Raw genomic sequence first — 19477 nt, 5'->3', positions numbered from 1 at the left:
TGAGGGAAAAGAGGATTACTGGAAGATGAAGTAGGTAGCGATACCGATGAACGCGAGCGCCTCGGTGAACGCGATACCGATGTACATCAGGACCTGGAGACGGCCGGCCAGCTCGGGCTGACGGGCGACGCCCTCGATGGTCTTGCCGACGACGATGCCCACGCCGATGGCCGGGCCGATGGCGGCGAGGCCGTAACCGACGGTGGCGATGTTGCCGTTGATTGCAGCGATGTCCACGTTGTGTTTCCTTCCGTGATGGCGATCCGTGCGGGTGCGCGGATCGTTCTTAGTGTTCCTCGGCGACTGCCAGCTGGATGTAGACAGCGGTGAGCAGTGCGAAGACGTAGGCCTGCAGGACTGCGACCAGGATCTCGAAGACGGTGAAAGCGAAGCCGAAGGCGAAGGTGCCGACGCCGAACAGCGACCACCAGCCGCCCGCGGTGAAGAAGAAGAACTCCGTCGCGAGGAAGAACAGGACGAGCAGGAGGTGCCCGACGACCATGTTCATGAGGAGTCGCAGCGTCAGCGTGATCGGCCGCAGGATGAAGGTCGAGACGAACTCGATCGGCGTCACGATGATGTAGAGGAACCACGGGACGCCGGGCGGGAAGAGCGCGTTCTTGAAGAAGTTCTTCGGGCTCTTCTTGACGCCCGCGTAGATGAAGGCGATGTACGCGACGATCGCGAGGAGCAGCGGGACGGCGATGACCGAGGTGCCCGCGATGTTGAGGAACGGGATGATTCCGGTGATGTTGAAGAACAGCACCATGAAGAAGATGGTGGTCAGCAGCGGGAGGAACCGGCGGCCGTCCTTCTTGCCGAGCAGGTCTTCCGCGATGTTGACGCGCACGAAGTCGAGACCCATCTCGACGACCGACTGGAAGCGGCCGGGGATCAGGCGCATCCGGCGCGTGCCGAGCCAGAAGATGAGGATCAGCGCGAGCGTCGCGAGGACGCGGACGACGAAGATACGGTTGAACTCGAGGTCACCGATCGTGAACAGGGTCGGGGGGAAGAACTCGTTGATCGAGGGACCCTGGAAGCTTCCATCATCGGAGCTTGCGGCCTGGACCAGCAGGTTCACAGCGTTAGCTAACAGCGCTATCTCCTGTTTCGGGGCGTCGAGCTGGGAGCTCTCGCGACGACGAACGGTGGGACACCCTGCACTTCTCGCGACCTCAGGGTTTCTCGGGCGCGAACGGGGTGGGGATCGCTGATAACTCTACAAGAGTTTTCAGCCCATAACGAATTGGATACGGGTCAGCGCTTCTCCCCCGGCAGCGTCACGTCGCTGACGTAGGGCACGCGGGAGCGGAAGACCACGATCATGTCAACGACGAGCGATCCGATCACGCCGGCGATGAGGCTGAGGAACAGCACAACCGGGTTGATCCAGGGCTGGTCGCGCAGCAGGATCGCGAGCACCAGGAACAGCACGAACTTGAGGATCCAGCCGCCGAGGACGATGCCGAAGAACAGCCCGACGAAGAGATCGGTGCCGATGAAGCGGTTGGCGATCAGGATGCTCAGCGCGGTGATCGAGAGGAACACCGCCGCCATGGCCGTGCCGATCAGGGCGCTGGTGACGCCGACCCAGCCCGCGAAGAGACCGCCGAGCAGCATCCCGGCGACCGCGATCACCGCGGCCAGGATCAGGCCGTACTTGAGCACGTCCCGCAGCACGGGCGTCGAGGTCGGCTGGGCGGGCGGCTGGGCCGGCCGCGGGGCGGTGGCCCCGTCCTGCTGGTCGGTCATCGGGTCTCCTCGGTCAGGGGGGTCGGGGATGCGGAGGCGCCTTCGCTCGCCGCATCGAGCTGGTCGAAGCGGGCCGTCTCCGCGGCTTCGCGGCTGCCGGCGGGGGCGAGCTCGGCGACCGCCTCGTTCGCCTTCCTGCGGCTCAACGGAGCGAGCGTGAAGGCGGTGCAGACGACGAGCCCGATCGCGACGAAGACGATCGCCATCCAATACGGGTCGAAGAAGAACAGCAGGCAGCCGATCGACAGCACGGCAGTCCACGCGTAGAAGATGAGGACAGCGTGCAGGTGGGTATGACCCATGTCGAGCAGGCGATGGTGCAGGTGCTTGCGGTCGGCGCTGAACGGCGACTTCCCGGCCCGCAGGCGCCGGATGACGGCGAGCCCGAAGTCGAGCAGCGGGATGATGAGCACCGCGAACGGCAGGATGATCGGGATGAACGCCGGGACGAGCGACGACCGGCCGAGCGTCAGCAGGTCCTGCGGGTTGATGGTCCCCGTCACCGAGATCGCCGACGTCGCCATCAGCAGACCGATCAGCAGGGCGCCCGCATCCCCCATGAACATCTTCGCCGGATGCCAGTTGAGCGGCAGGAACCCGGCGCACGCCCCGACCAGGATGGCGGCGATGACGCCGGCCAGGCTGAAGTAGTTCTGCGGGCTGATCTCGCGCTGCAGGAGGTACGTGTAGACGAGGAACGTGCCGTTCGCGATGAGTGCGACCCCCGCGACCAGGCCGTCCAGGCCGTCGATGAAGTTGATCGCGTTCATCACCAGCACGATGGCGAAGAGGGTGATGATGATCGACATCACCGGCGAGCCCACCGTGAGGCCGCCGATCGGCAGCGAGTAGATCTGCACGCCGAGCCAGGCGACGAGTCCCGCGGCCACGAACTGCCCGGCCAGCTTCGTCATCCAGTCGAGGTCCCAGATGTCGTCGACGACGCCGAGCACGACGATGAGCAGGGATGCGCCCAGGATCGCGAGGATCGGGCCCTGGTCGGAGAAGATCAGCGTCAGGACGCCGAACTGGCTCGACAGCAGCCACGAGACGCCGAACGCCACCAGGATGCCGAGGAACATCGCCACACCGCCGAGGCGGGGCGTCGGCCGGGTGTGCACATCGCGTGCCCGGATCTTCGGGTACAGGCGGTACCGCATCGCCAGCTTGTAGACGACGAACGACATCCCGAACGTGATGACGGCCGAGATCAGAGCGAGGGCGAGGAGGAGAGTCACGGGGCGGCGTCCGCAGCGGCCGCCGGCTCGTCCAGCACGTCGCCGACGACCTCGCGCAGCTGCTCGGCCGAGATGACGCCGTGACGCAGCATGCGCAGACCCCCGACGCCGGCGGCCAGGGCCGTCGCGTCCACGATCGTCGACGACGAGTCCTTGCCCTCGATGCGCTCGTAGGCGGAGCCGGCCTCTCCCCCGTCGAGGTAGACGGAGATCGCGTCGCCCAGCATGGCTTCGGCCTCGGCGGCGGTGCGCGCGGCCGGGCGGCCGGTCAGATTCGCGGACGACACGGCGAGCGGGCCGGTCTCGGACAGCAGCTCGAGCGCGATCGTGTCCTTCGGCATGCGGAGGGCGACCGTGCCCTTCGTCTCGCCGAGGTCCCAGACGAGGGATGGCGACGCGGGCAGGACGATCGTGAGGCCGCCCGGCCAGAACGCCTGGACCAGCGCATCCACCTCGTCCGGCACCCGCTCGGCGAGGGCGGCGAGCGTCGGGATGCCGGGGACCAGCACGGGAGGCGGCGACTGCCGCCCGCGTCCCTTCGCATCGAGCAGCCGCTGGACGGCGGCGGGGCTGAAGGCGTCGGCGGCCACCCCGTACACCGTGTCGGTGGGGATGACGACGAGTTCGCCGCGCCCGATCGCAGCCCGTGCGAGGCGCATACCGGTGAGCAGCTCGGAGTCGACGGAGCAGTCGTAGATGGGAGCCATGACGGCTCAATGATAGCCGGGGCGCGGACACACAGACTGGGAGGACGATACTGGAGGGGATGGACGTCTACTTCTTCGACTGCGACAAGACGCTCTACGACTACGACTTCCACAAGCGGCTGCCCAAGCTCGCGGAGCTGGGCGGTGTGAGCCAGTACCGGCTCGCGTCGAGCTGGTGGGCGGGCGGCCACGAGCGCGCCGCCGAGATCGGCGAGTACTCCACCAGCGAGGAGTACCTGGAGGCGTTCGCCGAGGTCACCGGAGCCCGGCTGACGCTCGCGCAGTGGCAGGAGGCGCGCAAGGCGGCGATGACGCCCGTCCCCGGGGCGATCGCGGCGCTGCACGAGGCCGCGACGCTGGGGACGGTGTCGCTGCTGTCGAACAACCCCATCCCGTTCAAGGACTCGCTCCCGGTTCTGACGCCCGAGATCGTCGACGTGCTGCAGGACAACGACCTGGTGTCGGCCGTGCTCGGCGCGCGGAAGCCGGAGCGCCGGATCTACACCAGGGCGCTCGGGCGGTTCGGCGTGCGGCCGGAGGACGCCATCCTCTTCGACGACTCGATCGCCAACGTCGAGGGTGCCCGCGCCTGCGGGATGCACGCCTTCCACTTCGTGAAGCGCGACGACGGCACCTTCGACACCGACGGCATGCTCGACGCCCTCCACGCCTTCGCCGCCCGCTGACCCCCTTTCCCCGGTCCCCCACCGTCGAGTCCGCAAACTTTGCACACGACACGCCGTCGGAGCGTGCAAGAATCGCGGACTCGACGGTGGGGCGGGTCAGATGTAGATGGCGGGGTCGATCCAGTCGTCGCCGGCGATCTGCTCATGACCGGAGCGCGGGCGAGGATGCGCGGGCACGCCGACGAGCAGGGAGTCGGGCGGAGCATCCCGCGTCACGACCGCGTTCGCGCCGATGACCGAGTGCGCTCCGATGGTGATCGCGCCGAGCACCTTGGCTCCCGCTCCGACGATCACGCCGTCCTCGACGGTGGGGTGCCGCTTGCCGTGCCCGCTCCCCCGGCCGCCCAGCGTGACGCCGTGATAGAGCATGACGTCGTCGCCGACCCAGGTGGTCTCGCCGATCACCACGCCCATCCCGTGATCGATGAAGAAGCGGCGGCCGATGCGCGCGCCCGGGTGGATCTCGATGCCGGTCAGGAAGCGGGTGAACTGCGACAGCAGGCGGGCGGGCGTTCGCAGCCCCGACCGCCACATCCGGTGCGCCACCCGGTACGACCAGATGGCGTGCAGCCCGGAGTACGCGGTGGCGACTTCAAAGGCGGTGCGGGCCGCCGGGTCGTGCCTGCGCGCGTTGCGGATGTCCTCGCGCGCTCGGAAGATCGGCACCCCGTTCAGTCCAGCAGGTCGGCCCAGAGCGGCGTCGAGATGTACCGCTCCCCGGTGTCGCAGACGATCGCGACGATGGTCTTGCCGGCGTTCTCGGGCCGCTTGGCGAGCTGCAGCGCCGCCCAGACGATGGCCCCGGACGAGATGCCGGCGAGGATGCCCTCCTCGCTGGCGAGGCGCTTGGCCACGTCGAGGGCGTCATCGAAGGAGACGTCGACCACCTCGTCGTAGACCGTGGTGTCGAGGATCTCCGGCACGAAGTTCGCGCCGATCCCCTGGATCTTGTGCGGACCGGGCTTTCCGCCGTTCAGGATGGGCGAGTCGAGCGGCTCGACGGCGACCACCGTCACACCGGGCTTGCGCTCCTTCAGCACCTGGCCGACGCCCGTGATCGTGCCGCCGGTCCCGACGCCCGCGACGAAGATGTCGACGCCGCCGTCGGTGTCCTCCCAGATCTCCTCCGCCGTCGTGGCGCGGTGGATGGCCGGGTTGGCCTCGTTGGCGAACTGCCGCGCCCAGATGGCGTTGTCGGTCGTGGCGACGATCTCCTGGGCGGTCTCGACCGCTCCGCGCATCCCATCGGGGCCAGGGGTCAGCACGACCTCGGCGCCGAACGCGCGCAGGAGCACGCGGCGCTCCTTGCTCGCGGTCTCCGGCATGGCGAGGATGACCTTATAGCCGCGCGCCGCGCCGACCATGGCGAGCGCGATGCCGGTGTTGCCGCTGGTGGCCTCGACGATGGTGCCGCCCGGGGCGAGAGCGCCCGCCTTCTCGGCGGCGTCGACGATCGCGACGCCGATGCGGTCTTTGACGCTGCCGGCCGGGTTGTAGAACTCCAGCTTCGCCAGCACCGTCGCGTCGACGCCCTCGGTCAGCCGGTTGAGGCGGACGAGCGGCGTGCGTCCGACCGCCTGGGTGACGTTCTCGTAGATGTGACCTGACATGGTCTCTTCCTCGTGCTCTCGTACGGTGGATGACGACAGGGGGATGCGTGATCGCGTCTCCACTCTAGACGGCGTGCGTCAGGCGCTAGGCTCTTCTGGCGATGACCCCCACCACCCCCGCTTCCGGCGCATCCCCCGGCGCTGCCTCCGTCCGCTCCCTGCGCGAGGACGCCGTCGCCGTGCTGGCGCGGGCGAGCGTCCCCGACCCGGAGGTGGACGCCGAGCTCCTGATCGGCCACGTGCTCGGCGTCGGCCGCGGTCGGGTGCAGGCGCTCGTGGTGATGGACGAGACGCTCTCCGCCGAGGATGCCGGCGTCCTGCGGTCGCTCGTGGAGCGCCGCGCCGCCCGCGAGCCTTTGCAGCACATCACGGGGCGCGCCCCGTTCCGGTCGCTCGAGCTCACCGTCGGGCCGGGCGTCTTCGTACCGCGTCCGGAGACGGAGCAGGTGGCGCAGTTCGCGATCGACGCGCTTCGCGCGGTCGCCTCGCCCGAGCCGGTCGCCGTCGACCTGGGCACCGGGAGCGGCGCCATCGCTCTGGCTCTCGCCACGGAGGTGCCGCACGCACGCGTCTACGCCGTCGAGAACTCGCCGGAGGCGTTCATCTGGGCGCGCAGGAACATCGACGAGGTGGGCGCGACGAACCTGACGCCGGTCTTCATCGACCTCGCCGACGCGCTCCCACAGCTCGACGGGACGGTGGACGTCGTCATCTCGAACCCGCCGTATGTGCCGGACGACGCCATCCCGCGCGACCCCGAGGTCCGTCTCCACGACCCGCACGCCGCGCTCTACGGCGGACCGGACGGGCTGGATGTGGTGCGCACGATCTCCCGGGTGGCCCGGCGCCTGCTCCACCCCGGCGGCACGCTCGTGCTGGAGCACGGCGAGCTGCAGGGCGCGGCGATCCGCGACCTCCTCACCGCCGACGGCTGGCGCGCCGCCGCCACGCACCGCGACCTCACGACGCGCGACCGCGCCACGACCGCCCTCCGCTAGCGCCGACGCCGTCGAGTACGCGATCTTTGCACGCTGAACGTGCCGACGGCGTGCAAAGTTTGCGGACTCGACGGTGGGGGTGGGGGTGGGGGTGGGGGGCGGTCAGTCGTGAGTTAGGTCGGCGAGGCGGGTTTCTTCGTCGAGCTGGATGTTCGACTCGATGACCGGGTCGAGGGCTCCGTTCATCACCGCGTCGAGGTTGTAGGCCTTGTAGCCGGTGCGGTGGTCCGCGATCCGGTTCTCCGGGAAGTTGTACGTGCGGATGCGCTCGGAGCGGTCCATCGTGCGGATCTGGCCCTTGCGGAACACGGCCGCCTCCGCGTCCGCTTCCTCCTGCTGCCGGGCGAGCAGCCGGGCGCGCAGCACGCGCATCGCGGCCTCGCGGTTCTGCAGCTGGCTCTTCTCGTTCTGCATCGAGACGACGATCCCGGTCGGGACGTGCGTGATCCGCACCGCCGAGTCGGTCGTGTTGACCGACTGGCCGCCCGGACCGGACGACCGGAACACGTCGATCTTGAGGTCGTTCGGGTTGATCTCGACCTCCTCCGGCTCGTCCACCTCCGGGAAGACGAGCACGCCGGCGGCGGACGTGTGGATGCGGCCCTGCGACTCGGTCGCCGGCACGCGCTGCACGCGGTGCACGCCGCCCTCGTACTTCAGGTGCGCCCAGACCCCCTCCGCTGGATCGCTCGAGCTGCCCTTGAAGGCGACCTGGACGTCCTTGATGCCGCCGAGGTCGCTGGAGGTCTGCTCGATGATCTCGGCCTTCCACCGCTTCGAGTCCGCGTAGTGCAGGTACATGCGCAGCAGGTCGCCGGCGAAGAGGGCCGACTCGGCGCCGCCCTCGCCCATCTTGATCTCCATGATCACATCGCGGCTGTCGTTGGGGTCGCGCGGGATGAGGAGGCGGCGCAGCTTCTCCTCGGACTCCGCCACGCTCTGTTCGAGCCCGGGGACCTCCTCGGCGAACGCCGCGTCCTCGGTCGCCAGCTCGCGGGCGGCCTCCAGGTCGTCGGTGAGCTGCTTCCACTCGTTGTACGCGGCGACGATGCGGCTCAGCTCGGCGTAGCGGCGGTTGACGCGCTTGGAGCGGACCGGGTCGCTGTGCAGCTCCGGGTCGGAGAGCTGACGCTGGAGGTCGTCGTGCTCGGCGATGAGGCTGTTCACCGATTCGAACATGGGGTCTTCTTTCTCGAGGGATGCGGCCAGGGAACGACGAAGCGCCCGCCCTCCGTGCACGGTGGCACGGCGGGCGGGCGCTGATCGCAGCTAGCGGTGGTCGTTCTCGTGGCCGTGCGAGTGCGCGTTGCCGTGGCCGTTGGCCGGCGCGGGCATCGACTTCTGCACCTGCATCAGGAACTCGACGTTGCTCGAGGTCTCCTTGAGGCGGCCGAGCACGATCTCGAGCGCCTGCTGCTGGTCGAGCCCGGCGAGGGCGCGGCGCAGCTTCCAGGTGATCTTGACCTCGTCCTGGCCCATGAGCATCTCTTCGCGGCGGGTGCCGGAGGCGTTCACGTCCACGGCCGGGAAGATGCGCTTGTCGGCCAGCTGGCGCGACAGGCGGAGCTCCATGTTGCCCGTGCCCTTGAACTCCTCGAAGATGACCTCGTCCATCTTGGAGCCCGTCTCGACCAGGGCCGAGGCGAGGATGGTGAGCGAGCCGCCGTGCTCGATGTTGCGCGCTGCGCCGAAGAACCGCTTCGGCGGGTACAGCGCCGAGGCGTCGACACCACCGGAGAGGATGCGGCCGGAGGCCGGAGCCGTCAGGTTGTACGCGCGGCCGAGGCGGGTGATCGAGTCGAGCAGCACGACGACGTCGTGGCCCAGCTCGACGAGACGCTTCGCCCGCTCGATCGCCAGCTCGGCGACCGTGGTGTGGTCCTCCGCCGGACGGTCGAAGGTGGAGGCGATGACCTCGCCCTTCACCGTGCGCTGCATGTCGGTGACCTCTTCCGGACGCTCGTCCACCAGGACGACCATGAGGTGGACCTCAGGGTTGTTGGCGGTGATCGCGTTGGCGATCTGCTGCATCACGATGGTCTTGCCGGCCTTCGGCGGCGCGACGATGAGACCGCGCTGGCCCTTGCCGATCGGGGCGACCAGGTCGATGATCCGCTGGGTGACCTTGCTGGGCTCGGTCTCCAGGCGCAGGCGCTCCTGCGGGTAGAGCGGAGTCAGCTTGCCGAACTCGACGCGGGTGGCGGCCTCGTCCGGGGTCTGCCCGTTGATCGAGTCGACCTTCACCAGCGCGTTGTACTTCTGGCGGCTGTTGTTCTCGCCCTCGCGCGGCTGGCGGATCGCGCCGACGACGGCGTCGCCCTTGCGGAGGTTGTACTTCTTGACCTGACCGAGCGAGACGTACACGTCGCTGGCGCCCGGGAGGTACCCGGTCGTCCGGACGAACGCGTAGTTGTCGAGCACGTCGAGGATTCCGGCGACGGGGATGAGCACATCGTCGTCGGCCAGCTCCGGCTCGAACTCGTCGCCCGGGGCGCCGCCGCGGCGCTTGCGATTGCGGTCGCGGTAGCGGCCGGCACGCTCGCCCTCGGCCTGCTGCTGGGCGTTCTGGCCGCGGTTCTGCTGGCCGTCGCCCTGCTGGCCGCCCTGCTGCAGGTCCTTCGGCTGGTTCTGGCCCTGCGCCTGGCCCTGCTCGTTCTGCTGGCCGCTGTTCTTGTTGCGGTTGCGGTTGCGGCGGTTGCGGCCCTGGCCCTGCTGCTCACCGGCGTTGTCGCCCTGCTCGCCCTGCTGGCCGTCGACCTGCTGGGCGTCGCCCAGCTGGTCCTGCTCGGCCTGCGGCTGCTGGCCGTCGCGGTTCTGGCCGTCGCGCTGCTGGCCGTCGCGGTTCTGGTCGGCGCCCTGGTCGCCGTTCTGGCCACCCTGGCCACGACCGCGGCGGCGGCGTCCGCCGCCCTGGTTCTGGCCGTTGGCCTGCTCGTCCTGGCCGTTCTGGCCGCGCGCCTGCTCGCGGGAGGCGAGAGCGGAGTCGAGCAGCGCATCCACATCGGGGATGAGCGACTCGACGCCCGTCGCGCCGGAGTTGACGTGCGATCCGGCGGCGACGCCGGTGCCCGCAGCGATTCCGGTGCCATCCGGGCTGCTCACGCGGCGCGAGCCGCGGCGGCGCGAGCCGCTGGTCTGCTCGCCGGCGTCCGCCTGCGGAAGCACGGGGTCGCCGACGGTCGGCTCGACGCGCTGCGCGCCGGCGGTCTCTGCGACGAGCGGCTCAGCGATGAGCGGCTCGGTGAGCACCTGGGAGGCGGCGGCCGGCTCGGCCACGACCTCCTCGGTCTCGGGAAGCTCGAGGGCGTCGGCCGGAGCGGAGGCCGCGCGCGCGGCGGCGATCGCCTCGACCAGCTCGCCCTTGCGGAGCCGGGTTGCGCCCTGGAGCCCGAGCCCGGCGGCGAGAGCTTGCAGCTCTGCCACCTTGAGCGCGGTCAGGTCGCTGGTGTCCACGCCCCCGGCGTGGAGTTCGACATCAGTCACGGAAGAGGATCCTTTCCCCCGGCGCGCCTTACGCGCCGTCTGAAGCTTCGTCACATGAACTGCCGGGAACGTGCTGCGTTCGGATCCGCGCTACGTCGCCGCCCGAATTCTCCGTGAAGGGGGAACCGGGAAGGCAGGCAGGAGTGACGGCATGATTGCTAGGAGATCACCCGGAAGCGGAATTCGCTCGTGACGCGGGTTCTTCACGGGTGCGACTGCAGTTTACCACCTCGCGGTGGGGCCATCGGACCTAGGCCGCTGGCGTGTCCGTCCGCGTCGCGCCGGACTCGTCGGCGACCCGGCTGACCGTCGCGCCCTTGAAGTCGACCGCGAGCATGAGCGGCTGCCAGCGGGTCTCCGCGGACTCCTCGACGAGGCGCGCAGCGGCCAGCCGCTGGCTCGGGTCGCTCCCGAGAACGAGGATGGACGGACCCGCGCCCGACACGACAGCGGCGAAGCCGTTCTCGCGCAGCAGCGTGATCAGCCGGTCGGTCTCCGGCATGGCCGAGGCGCGGTAGCTCTGGTGGAGCTTGTCCTCGGTCGCCGCGTGCAGCAGCTCGGGGCTCTGGATGAGGGCCGCGACGAGCAGGGCGGAGCGGGAGACGTTGAAGACGGCGTCCTCGTGGGGCACCGACTGCGGCTGGAGGCTGCGGGCGAGCGCCGTGGACATCACCGTCTCGGGGACGAGCACGAGCGGAGAGACGCCACGGTGCACGATCAGCTTCTTGAAGCGCGGGCCCTCCGGGGTGACCCAGGCGATGGTGAGGCCGCCGAACAGAGCCGGAGCCACGTTGTCCGGGTGCCCCTCCATGTCGTTCGCGAGGGCCAGCAGGGTCTGCGCATCCAGGTCGACGACGCCGTCGAGCAGGCCCTTCGCGGCCATGATGCCCGAGACGATGGCCGCGCCGGAGGAGCCGAGCCCCCGCCCGTGCGGGATGCTGTTGCGCGCCCGCAGGTTCAGGCCGGGCAGCGGGACGCCGACCGCCTCGAAGGTGTGCGCGATGGCGCGGACGACGAGGTTGCTCTCGTCGGTCGCCACCTCGCCCTCGCCGACACCGGTGACCTCGACGGTCGCGCCGGGCTCGTCGCGGACGGAGACCTCGAGCTCGTCGTACAGCGCGAGAGCGAGCCCGAGCGTGTCGAATCCCGGGCCGAGGTTGGCGCTCGTCGCCGGCACCTTGACCGCGACGGTCCGGCCGCGGAGGTCGGGCGTGGTCACGCGGTCGCCTCGGCGGCGGAGGTCTGCCCGGCGGGCGCCAGGCCGAGCACGTCGGCGATGGCGGTCGTGTCGACCGGGACGACGGTGGGCTGGACATCGGACCCGTCGGCCGTGCGAAGGGCCCACTGCGGGTCCTTCAGGCCGTGGCCCGTGACGGTGAGGACGACGGTCGCTCCGGCCGGGATCATGCCGGCCTCCGAGCGCTCCAGGAGCCCGGCGACGCTGATGGCGGACGCGGGCTCGACGAAGATGCCGACCTCGGCGGACAGGATGCGGTGCGCCTCGAGGATCTTGGCGTCGTCGATCGCGCCGAACCAGCCGTCGCTGTCGTCGCGGGCGTTCAGAGCGAGCTCCCACGACGCCGGGTTGCCGATGCGGATCGCGGTGGCGATCGTGTCGGGGTCCTTCACGGCGTGGCCGAGGACGATCGGAGCGCTCCCCGACGCCTGGAAGCCGAACATCCGCGGCAGCTTGGTCGCCTCGCCGCGCTGCAGCTCCTCGCTGTACCCGCGGTGGTATGCGGTGTAGTTGCCGGCGTTGCCGACCGGGACCAGGTGGAAGTCCGGGGCGTCGCCCAGCGCCTCCACGACCTCGAAGGCGGCGGTCTTCTGCCCCTCGATGCGGTCCGGGTTCACCGAGTTCACCAGGTGCACCGGGTAGTTCGTGGCCAGCTCGCGCGCGATGTCGAGACAGTCGTCGAAGTTGCCCTGCACCTGCAGCAGCTGAGCGTTGTGCGCGATCGCCTGGCTGAGCTTGCCCATCGCGATCTTGCCCTCGGGCACGAGCACGACGGCCTGGATGCCCGCGTGCGTCGCGTAGGCGGCGGCCGATGCCGAGGTGTTGCCGGTGGAGGCGCAGATGACCGCCTTCGCACCGTGCTCGACGGCCTTCGAGATCGCCATGGTCATGCCGCGGTCTTTGAAGGACCCGGTCGGGTTCATGCCCTCGAACTTCACGTACACGTCCGCGCCCGTCCGCGCGGAGAGCGCCGGGGCGGGGATGAGCGGGGTTCCGCCCTCGCCCAGCGTGACGATCGGAGTGGCGTCGGAGATGTTCAGGCGGTCCGCGTACTCGCGGAGGACGCCGCGCCACTGACGACTGTAGGCCTTGGGCTGGGGCATTACGATCCTTCGACTCGGAGAACGGAAGAGATGGCGATCACGACGTCGCTCGCCGCGAGAGCCTCGACGGTGGCCGCGAGCGCGGCCTCCTCGGCTTCGTGGGTGCCGATCACCAGGGTAGCGGTGGCCGTCCCGCCGCCGTGAATCGGCCCGGCCGCCGCGGGCGCCGCTCCGGCGATCACGACGGGCCCCGTCGTGCTCGGCACGGACTGCTGCACGGTCTCGACGCTGACCCCGCCGTCACTGAGGATGCGGGCCACCGCGGCGAGCACGCCGGGCTGGTCCTCGACGTCGAGCGTGATCTGGTACCGAGTCACGACGCGGCCGATGTCGAGCACCGGCAGGTCGGCGTGCGTGGACTCGGCGACGCCCGGGCCGCCGACCACGTGCCGCCGGGCGGCCGACACGACGTCGCCGAGCACGGCGGACGCCGTCTCGACTCCCCCGGCCCCCGCGCCGTAGAACATGAGGTCCCCGGCGGCGGCGGCCTGCACGAAGACTGCGTTGTGGGCGCCGTGCACGGCGGCGAGAGGATGGTCCCGGCTGATGAGGGCGGGGTAGACGCGGGCGGAGACGCCCTCCTCCCCCGTCTCGGGATCGGTCATGCGCTCGCAGATCGCCAGCAGCTTGATGACAGCGCCGGCCTCGCGCGCCGCATCCACCTGCGCCTTGGTGACGCCGGTGATGCCCTCGCGGTAGACGCGGTCGAGAGGCACGACGGTGTGGAACGCCAGGCTCGCCAGGATCGCCGCCTTCTGCGCGGCGTCGTACCCGCCGATGTCGGCGGTCGGGTCGGCCTCGGCGTAGCCGCGGTCGGTGGCCGTCGCCAGCGCGTCCTGGAGCGTCTCTCCGTTGACGTCCATGCGGTCGAGCACGAAGTTCGTCGTGCCGTTGACGATGCCGAGGATGCGGTTGATGCGGTCGCCGGCGAGGCTGTCGCGCAGCGGGCGGATGATCGGGATCGCTCCGGCGACGGCCGCCTCGTAGTAGAGCTGCGCGCCGACCTGCTCTGCGGCGTCGAACAGCTCCGGCCCGTGCGTGGCCAGCAGGGCCTTGTTGGCCGTGATGACGTCGGCACCGGAGTTCAGCGCCTCCAGCACGTAGCCGCGGGCCGGCTCGATGCCGCCCATCAGCTCCACGACGATGTCGGCGCCGAGGATCAGCGAGGAGGCGTCGGTGGTGAAGAGCTCGCGCGGCAGCTCGGTGTCGCGCGGCGCATCCACGTCGCGGACGGCGATGCCGACCAGCTCGAGGCGGGCGCCGATGCGGGAGGCGAACTCGTCGCCCTGCGAGAGCAGCAGGCGGGCCACCTGCGATCCGACGGAGCCGGCCCCGAGCAGGGCGACGCGGAGGTTGCGGTACTCGATCATGCCTGGCTGCGCTCCTTCGACGCGGAGAGGGTGGATGCGGGCGCCGTGTAGCCGGCGTCCCGCGCGAGGAGGTCGTCGATGGTCTCGCCGCGGACGATCACCCTGGCCTCCCCGTCGCGCACCGCGACGACCGCCGGCCGCCCGATGTGGTTGTAGTTGCTGGACAGCGCCCAGCAGTATGCGCCCGTCGCCGGGACCGCGAGCAGGTCGCCCGGCTCGACGTCGGCCGGGAGGTACTCGGCGTCGACGACGATGTCGCCGCTCTCGCAGTGCTTGCCGGCGACCCGGACGAGGGCGGGCGCGGTCGGCGAGACGCGGTTCGCGATCCTGGCCGAGTAGTCGGCGCCGTAGAGCGCGGGACGGGCGTTGTCGCTCATCCCGCCGTCGACGCTGACGTAGCGGCGGACCGCGGTCTCGCCGTCGTCCTGGAAGGCGACGGGGACGTCCTTCGTCGTGCCCACCGTGTAGAGGGTGAGCCCGGCGGTCCCGATGATCGACCGGCCCGGCTCGAATGCAACGACCGGAGTCGGGATGTCGAGCTCCTCGCATCCCGCGGCGACGGTCTCGGCGATGCGGCGGGCGAGCTCGCCGATCGGCGCGGGATCGTCGGCGGACGTGTACGCGATGCCGAATCCGCCGCCGAGGTTCAGCTCGGGCACGTCGCCGCCGGCCAGCAGCTCCTTGTGGAGGGTGAGGAGGCGGGCGGCGGACTCCGCGAACCCGTCGGCGCCGAAGATCTGCGAGCCGATGTGGCAGTGCAGGCCACGGAAGGCGAGGGAGGCGTGGGAGCGGATCAGCGCGACCGCCTCGGCGGCGTGCTCCAGGGCGATCCCGAACTTCTGGTCCTCGTGGGCGGTGGCGAGGAACGCGTGGGTGTGGGCGTGGACGCCGCTGTTGACCCGCAGCCGGATGCTCTGGCGCACGCCGTGGCGCTCCGCGGCGGCGGCGACCCGGCCGATCTCCTGCACGCTGTCGATGATGATGGCGCCGATGCCGGCCGCGACGGCCTGGTCGATCTCGGCGAGCGACTTGTTGTTGCCGTGGAAGCCGACCCGCTCCGGGTCGACGCCGGCGGCCAGGGCGACCGCCAGCTCGCCTCCGCTGCAGACGTCGATGTTGAGACCCGCCTCCGACATCCACCGCGCCACCTCGACGCTGAGGAACGCCTTGCCGGCGTAGTAGACCTTGGCGGCCGTCCCGATCTCGGCGAAGGCGCGGTCGAACGCCTCGCGCACCTCGACGGCGCGCGCCCGGGCGTCCTCCTCGTCGACCACGTACAGCGGCGTGCCGAAGCGCGCGGCGAGTGCGGTCGCGGTCACACCGCCGACGACGAGCTCTCCGCCGGCGCGATCGGCCGTGCGCGACCAGAGGCCCGCGGCGAGGGCGTTCGCATCCACCGGCACGTGCAGCCACGGCGGGGCGAGCGGGTTGGACGCAGCGACGGAATCAGCCATAGGGAACCTCACGGGTGGCGACGAGTGGGGGTCTCCTAGGCGAGCGGACCCGGGTTGGCCCCTGAAGCCGGTGGAGATGACAGCAGAAGTCTATCCAGGCTGCACGGCACGCTCGGTGCGTGTTACGAACAGCTCCCCTTGCTGTTGAGGAACTTCTGGTCGAGGACGAAGTCGCTCGCGGTCAGCTCGACGGTCGCATGGCCCGGCGTCACCCGGATGTCGGACACCTGGACGCCCGCCGGCAAGTACTGCGCGGCGCACACGGGGAACGGCCCCTGCGACGTGAGGGCCTGGAGCAGACGGCTGAGGTTCACGTCTCCCGCGCCCGTCGTGAGGTTGGCCTTGTCCGGTTTCAGCAGAACCTGCGAGCCCGCCGCCTCCGGCGTCGCGGTCACCGTGTAGCCCACGGGGAGCCCGAGCAGGTCGATCTTCCCGTCGTAGCCGATCGTGCCGTCGCCGAGAGTGATGTCGCCGGTCGCTCCGGGGATCTTCACCAGGGTGTTCAGCGACGTCTGGTCGATGCGCAAGGTGCCGGTCGCGTCGGCGATCGGCTTCGAGAAGTCGGCGGGGACGCCCGTGGCGACGACCTTCGCACTCAGCGGGGCCCCCTGCACGACGAGCTTCGGCGCGTCCAGCTCGACCCGCTGGAACGAGCCGGAGAGGTACTGCTGCAGCACGGAGAAGCCGCCGATGTGCGTCGTCACCTCACCGCGGATGTCGGCGGGCAGGTTCTTCTCGATCTCGTCGGACACCCGCTGCTCGGCGTAGGCGCGGACGGCGGTGTCGGCCACCACGAGCAGGACGACCACCACGGCGACCGGGATGCCGATGGCGAGCAGGAGGCGCAGCCACCGCGGTCGCCTGCGGCGCGGCGCTGTCGCCTGCGGCCCCGGCGCCTGCGGCTCGGGGATCACCTGGGTGGTGTCGTCGCTCATCCGGTCGTCACATCCGGTCCGGCGCGGAGACACCCAGCAGGCCGAGGCCGTTGCGGATGACCTGTCCGGTCGCGTCGTTCAGCCAGAGGCGGGTGCGGTGCAGGTCGGTGACGGGCTCGTCGCCGTGCGGGAGCACACGCGTGGAGCCGTCGCGGACCGCGTACCACGCGTGGTACAGCCCCGCGAGCTCCTCGATGTAGCGCGCGACCCGGTGCGGCTCGCGCAGCTCGGCCGCCTGCGCGACGACGCGCGGGAACTCCTGCAGACCGCCCAGCAGCGCCGACTCGGTCTCGTGGGTGAGCAGCTCCGGCGCGAAGACGCTGTGGTCGACGCCGGCCTTCTCGGCGTTCGCGGCGACCGAGCGGGTGCGCGCGTGGGCGTACTGCACGTAGTAGACCGGGTTCTCGTTGCTGCGCTTGGTCAGCAGGTCGAGGTCGATGTCGAGCTGCGAGTCGGTCGAGGAGCGCACCAGGGCGTAGCGGGCGGCGTCGACGCCCACCGCATCCACCAGGTCGTCGAGCGTGACGATCGTGCCCGCCCGCTTGGACATGCGCACCGGCTCGCCGTCCTTCACCAGGTTCACCATCTGGCCGATGAGGATCTGCAGGTTGACGTTCGGGACGTCGCCGAAGGCCTCGACCATCGCCATCATGCGGCCGATGTAGCCGTGGTGGTCGGCGCCCAGCATGATGATGTTCTGCTCGAAGCCGCGCTCGCGCTTGTCGAGGTAGTAGCCGAGGTCGCCGGAGATGTAGGCGGGCTCGCCGTTCGAGCGGATGATGACGCGGTCGCGGTCGTCGCCGAAGGCGGTGGTGCGCAGCCAGATGGCGCCGTCCGCATCGAAGATGTGCCCCTGCTCGTCGAGACGCTGGATGGCGCGCTCGACCGCGCCGGAGGCGTGCAGCGAGTCCTCGTGGAAGTACACGTCGAAGTCGACGCCGAACGCGTGCAGGCGCTCCTTGATCTCCTGGAACATCAGCTCGGTGCCGATCGAGCGGAACACCTCCTGCTGCTGCTCGCGCGGGAGGCTCGCCAGGTCGCCGTCGTAACGCTCGACCACCCGGTCGGCGATCTCGCCGATGTAGCCGCCGCCGTAGCCGTCCTCCGGCGTCGGCTCTCCGAGGTAGGCCGCAAGCAGGCTGCGCGCGAACCGGTCGATCTGCGACCCGTGGTCGTTGAAGTAGTACTCGCGTGTCACGTCGGCGCCCTCGGCCTGCAGGATGCGGGCCAGGCTGTCCCCGACGGCCGCCCAGCGCGCGCCGCCCATGTGGACGGGACCGGTCGGGTTGGCCGAGACGAACTCCAGATTCACCGACAGGCCGTCGTAGATGTCGCCGCGGCCGTACGCGTCGCCGGCCTCGACGATGGTCTTGGCCAGCTGGCCGGCGGCTGCGGCCTCCAAGCGGAAGTTGATGAAACCGGGACCGGCGACCTCGGCCGACGCGACGCCGTCGATGCCGGCGGCCGCCGCCGCGATCTGCTCGGCGAGCTCGCGCGGGTTCGCGCCGACCTTCTTCGCGAGCCGCATCGCGACGTTGGACGCCCAGTCGCCGTGGTCGCGATTCTTCGGCCGCTCCAGGGGCACGTCGTCGACGGTGAGAGCGAGTTCGGGGAGCTCCGCGTCGGCCGCTCGTCGCTGCTCGACCACCGTCGTCACGATGTCGAGGAGGGCGGCGGAGAGGTCAGCGGGAGTCATGAGGATCGATTCTACCGGGCGGCCACGGACCCGCGATGTCGCGGCCCGTCCCCTCCGGCGCTCCGGCGGCTTCGCGGGTGCGCGAGTTGATAGGGTCATCGCGACGCGCGCTCCCGAACAGGAAGACGACAAGCCGAAATGCCTTCACTCACCCGCCGTTCCGGCCTTCTGACCGCGACCGTCGCGGCAGGCCTCGTCGCCTCCGTCGCGCTCGCCGGCTGCTCGCCGACGCCGACGCCGTCGAAGACGCCGGCTGCCTCCGCGCACGCGACGAAGACGCCGACGACGTCGGCGACGCCGCTGCCCGCCGTGACGCCGACCGCGCCCCCCACTCCGGTCGGGATCACCTGCGACCAGGTTCTGACGCTGGACCAGCTGTACGCGTACAACCCCAACTTCGGCGCGGACCCCGGTTACGCGCCGCAGGACGGCTCTCTGGAGAAGAAGATCGCCGGCTGGGAGGGCGTCGCCTGCGCCTGGAAGAACCAGACCAGCGGCGACGTCGTGCAGATCGCGATCGCCAAGCCGCCGTCGGACGCCCTCGAGTCGCTCAAGAACGCGGCGATCACCGCCGCGAAGCCGGTGCCGACCTACGGCGTCCCCCCGCAGGTGGAGGGCTACTTCAAAGCCGGCGACGCGGGCCAGGTGCAGATCTTCCGCGGGCCGTACTGGATCGTCGCCGAGTCCGTCGCGTTCTTCGAACCGGGTGACGCCGCCCCGCTCATGGGGAGCGTGCTGGGCAACCTCCCGGCCTCCTGAACGCGCCCGACGGCCGCCGCCGATTTCACGGTGGCGGCCGGCGGGATGCTAGCCTGGAGAACACCCTGGCCCCCATAGCTCAGGGGATAGAGCGTCTGCCTCCGGAGCAGAAGGCCGTAGGTTCAAATCCTACTGGGGGCACCATCCACCACGGCGGTCTCCCGCCTGTTCGCCGCTAGGCGGCGTCGAGGTCCGTCTCGAGCAGCTCGACGAGGTCGTCCAGCGCTCCCTCCGCGCCCGGCGCATCCGAGCGCAGGGTGACGACCGTGCCCTTTCCGGCGGCCAGGCCCATGAGCGACAGGATGCTGCGCGCATCCAGTTCGGGTCCGTCGCCGACGGCGATCGTGACCGGGATGGCCTTCTCCTGCACCGCCTGGACGAACAGCTTGGCGGGGCGGGCGTGGAGGCCGGAGGCGCTGGCGATGGTGGCGTGACGTTCGGTCATG

The 19477-nt window shown here is 70.4% G+C and carries 19 protein-coding genes and 1 tRNA gene; 4 read left to right on the top strand and 16 right to left on the bottom strand.

Annotation, left to right across the window (positions count from 1 at the left end):
• Positions 1–15 precede the first annotated feature (15 nt).
• The 5 genes from atpE to BJ963_RS01990 form a co-directional block, all read right to left on the bottom strand.
• Positions 16–237: an ATP synthase F0 subunit C gene (gene atpE / locus BJ963_RS02010; protein WP_018190348.1), complete on the bottom strand. Its 222-nt coding sequence runs from the start codon at positions 235–237 to the stop codon at positions 16–18.
• 49 nt (positions 238–286) lie between these two features.
• Entirely contained in the window at positions 287–1084 is a 798-nt protein-coding gene (atpB, locus tag BJ963_RS02005) for a F0F1 ATP synthase subunit A (RefSeq protein ID WP_089912583.1), read from the bottom strand.
• 176 nt (positions 1085–1260) lie between these two features.
• Entirely contained in the window at positions 1261–1755 is a 495-nt protein-coding gene (locus BJ963_RS02000) for a Cg1360 family ATP-synthase-associated protein (protein ID WP_089912586.1), read from the bottom strand.
• Entirely contained in the window at positions 1752–2993 is a 1242-nt protein-coding gene (locus BJ963_RS01995) for an MraY family glycosyltransferase (protein WP_179454247.1), read from the bottom strand. Before BJ963_RS01995 ends, BJ963_RS02000 begins: the two co-directional genes overlap by 4 nt.
• A complete protein-coding gene (locus BJ963_RS01990) occupies positions 2990–3700 on the bottom strand; it encodes an L-threonylcarbamoyladenylate synthase (protein ID WP_179454245.1) in 711 nt (236 codons plus the stop codon). Before BJ963_RS01990 ends, BJ963_RS01995 begins: the two co-directional genes overlap by 4 nt.
• A gap of 59 nt (positions 3701–3759) precedes the next feature.
• Here BJ963_RS01990 and BJ963_RS01985 point away from each other — a divergent pair, with 59 nt between their 5' ends.
• Positions 3760–4386, top strand: a complete 627-nt coding sequence (locus BJ963_RS01985) for an HAD family hydrolase (protein ID WP_179454243.1) — start codon at positions 3760–3762, stop codon at positions 4384–4386.
• Positions 4387–4482: 96 nt separating this feature from the next.
• Here the strand turns inward: BJ963_RS01985 and epsC are convergent, their stop codons facing one another.
• The gene (gene epsC / locus BJ963_RS01980; RefSeq protein WP_179454241.1) at positions 4483–5052 is read right to left on the bottom strand and encodes a serine O-acetyltransferase EpsC; all 570 of its coding nucleotides are present in this window, start codon (positions 5050–5052) and stop codon (positions 4483–4485) included.
• A 5-nt stretch (positions 5053–5057) separates the two neighbouring features.
• Positions 5058–5996, bottom strand: a complete 939-nt coding sequence (gene cysK / locus BJ963_RS01975) for a cysteine synthase A (RefSeq protein WP_179454239.1) — start codon at positions 5994–5996, stop codon at positions 5058–5060.
• Positions 5997–6097: 101 nt separating this feature from the next.
• Between cysK and prmC the strand changes: the two genes are divergently transcribed.
• Positions 6098–6994, top strand: a complete 897-nt coding sequence (gene prmC / locus BJ963_RS01970; RefSeq protein ID WP_179454237.1) for a peptide chain release factor N(5)-glutamine methyltransferase — start codon at positions 6098–6100, stop codon at positions 6992–6994.
• Between the two features lie 102 nt (positions 6995–7096).
• Here prmC and prfA read toward each other — a convergent pair whose 3' ends face one another.
• From prfA to argS, 8 genes are all read right to left on the bottom strand, one after another.
• Positions 7097–8173, bottom strand: a complete 1077-nt coding sequence (gene prfA, locus BJ963_RS01965) for a peptide chain release factor 1 (RefSeq protein WP_179454235.1) — start codon at positions 8171–8173, stop codon at positions 7097–7099.
• Between the two features lie 90 nt (positions 8174–8263).
• Positions 8264–10477 (bottom strand): transcription termination factor Rho, encoded by a 2214-nt coding sequence (gene rho / locus BJ963_RS01960; protein WP_179454233.1) that lies wholly within the window; start codon positions 10475–10477, stop codon positions 8264–8266.
• A 250-nt stretch (positions 10478–10727) separates the two neighbouring features.
• Positions 10728–11696 (bottom strand): homoserine kinase, encoded by a 969-nt coding sequence (thrB, locus tag BJ963_RS01955; RefSeq protein ID WP_089912609.1) that lies wholly within the window; start codon positions 11694–11696, stop codon positions 10728–10730.
• On the bottom strand, positions 11693–12817 hold the full coding sequence (gene thrC, locus BJ963_RS01950) for a threonine synthase (RefSeq protein ID WP_179454231.1): 1125 nt from the start codon (positions 12815–12817) through the stop codon (positions 11693–11695). The genes thrB and thrC overlap by 4 nt, the downstream gene beginning before the upstream one ends.
• On the bottom strand, positions 12817–14187 hold the full coding sequence (locus BJ963_RS01945; RefSeq protein WP_179454228.1) for a homoserine dehydrogenase: 1371 nt from the start codon (positions 14185–14187) through the stop codon (positions 12817–12819). Before BJ963_RS01945 ends, thrC begins: the two co-directional genes overlap by 1 nt.
• The gene (gene lysA / locus BJ963_RS01940; protein WP_179454226.1) at positions 14184–15641 is read right to left on the bottom strand and encodes a diaminopimelate decarboxylase; all 1458 of its coding nucleotides are present in this window, start codon (positions 15639–15641) and stop codon (positions 14184–14186) included. Before lysA ends, BJ963_RS01945 begins: the two co-directional genes overlap by 4 nt.
• A gap of 122 nt (positions 15642–15763) precedes the next feature.
• Positions 15764–16576: an LmeA family phospholipid-binding protein gene (locus BJ963_RS01935; protein ID WP_179454225.1), complete on the bottom strand. Its 813-nt coding sequence runs from the start codon at positions 16574–16576 to the stop codon at positions 15764–15766.
• 7 nt (positions 16577–16583) lie between these two features.
• The gene (argS, locus tag BJ963_RS01930) at positions 16584–18272 is read right to left on the bottom strand and encodes an arginine--tRNA ligase (RefSeq protein WP_179454223.1); all 1689 of its coding nucleotides are present in this window, start codon (positions 18270–18272) and stop codon (positions 16584–16586) included.
• 138 nt (positions 18273–18410) lie between these two features.
• Between argS and BJ963_RS01925 the strand changes: the two genes are divergently transcribed.
• Both BJ963_RS01925 and BJ963_RS01920 read left to right on the top strand, forming a co-directional pair.
• Positions 18411–19031, top strand: a complete 621-nt coding sequence (locus BJ963_RS01925) for an iron ABC transporter ATP-binding protein (protein WP_179454221.1) — start codon at positions 18411–18413, stop codon at positions 19029–19031.
• 68 nt (positions 19032–19099) lie between these two features.
• Positions 19100–19175, top strand: a tRNA-Arg gene (locus BJ963_RS01920).
• A 31-nt stretch (positions 19176–19206) separates the two neighbouring features.
• On the opposite strand, the gene BJ963_RS01915 is transcribed toward BJ963_RS01920, so the two are convergent.
• Positions 19207–19476 carry an HPr family phosphocarrier protein gene (locus tag BJ963_RS01915; RefSeq protein ID WP_089912627.1) on the bottom strand — a complete coding sequence of 90 codons (270 nt, stop codon included), beginning with the start codon at positions 19474–19476 and terminating at the stop codon, positions 19207–19209.
• Between the last annotated feature and the right edge of the window lies 1 nt (position 19477).

It is taken from the genome of Leifsonia soli (assembly GCF_013408745.1).
Lineage (GTDB): Bacteria > Actinomycetota > Actinomycetes > Actinomycetales > Microbacteriaceae > Leifsonia > Leifsonia soli.
The sequence above is the reverse complement of the archived record's forward strand: the minus strand, read 5'-3'. Positions and strand labels throughout refer to the sequence as shown.

Excerpts from the sequence above, each read along its gene's own strand:
- BJ963_RS02000 (WP_089912586.1), bottom strand. The coding sequence starts at position 1,755 with ATGACCGACCAGCAGGACGGGGCCACCGCCCCGCGGCCGGCCCAGCCG.
- BJ963_RS01990 (WP_179454245.1), bottom strand. The coding sequence starts at position 3,700 with ATGGCTCCCATCTACGACTGCTCCGTCGACTCCGAGCTGCTCACCGGT.
- BJ963_RS01985 (WP_179454243.1), top strand. The coding sequence starts at position 3,760 with ATGGACGTCTACTTCTTCGACTGCGACAAGACGCTCTACGACTACGAC.
- cysK (WP_179454239.1), bottom strand. The coding sequence starts at position 5,996 with ATGTCAGGTCACATCTACGAGAACGTCACCCAGGCGGTCGGACGCACG.
- prmC (WP_179454237.1), top strand. The coding sequence starts at position 6,098 with ATGACCCCCACCACCCCCGCTTCCGGCGCATCCCCCGGCGCTGCCTCC.
- prfA (WP_179454235.1), bottom strand. The coding sequence starts at position 8,173 with ATGTTCGAATCGGTGAACAGCCTCATCGCCGAGCACGACGACCTCCAG.
- thrC (WP_179454231.1), bottom strand. The coding sequence starts at position 12,817 with ATGCCCCAGCCCAAGGCCTACAGTCGTCAGTGGCGCGGCGTCCTCCGC.
- BJ963_RS01945 (WP_179454228.1), bottom strand. The coding sequence starts at position 14,187 with ATGATCGAGTACCGCAACCTCCGCGTCGCCCTGCTCGGGGCCGGCTCC.
- lysA (WP_179454226.1), bottom strand. The coding sequence starts at position 15,641 with ATGGCTGATTCCGTCGCTGCGTCCAACCCGCTCGCCCCGCCGTGGCTG.
- BJ963_RS01935 (WP_179454225.1), bottom strand. The coding sequence starts at position 16,576 with ATGAGCGACGACACCACCCAGGTGATCCCCGAGCCGCAGGCGCCGGGG.
- argS (WP_179454223.1), bottom strand. The coding sequence starts at position 18,272 with ATGACTCCCGCTGACCTCTCCGCCGCCCTCCTCGACATCGTGACGACG.
- BJ963_RS01925 (WP_179454221.1), top strand. The coding sequence starts at position 18,411 with ATGCCTTCACTCACCCGCCGTTCCGGCCTTCTGACCGCGACCGTCGCG.
- BJ963_RS01915 (WP_089912627.1), bottom strand. The coding sequence starts at position 19,476 with ATGACCGAACGTCACGCCACCATCGCCAGCGCCTCCGGCCTCCACGCC.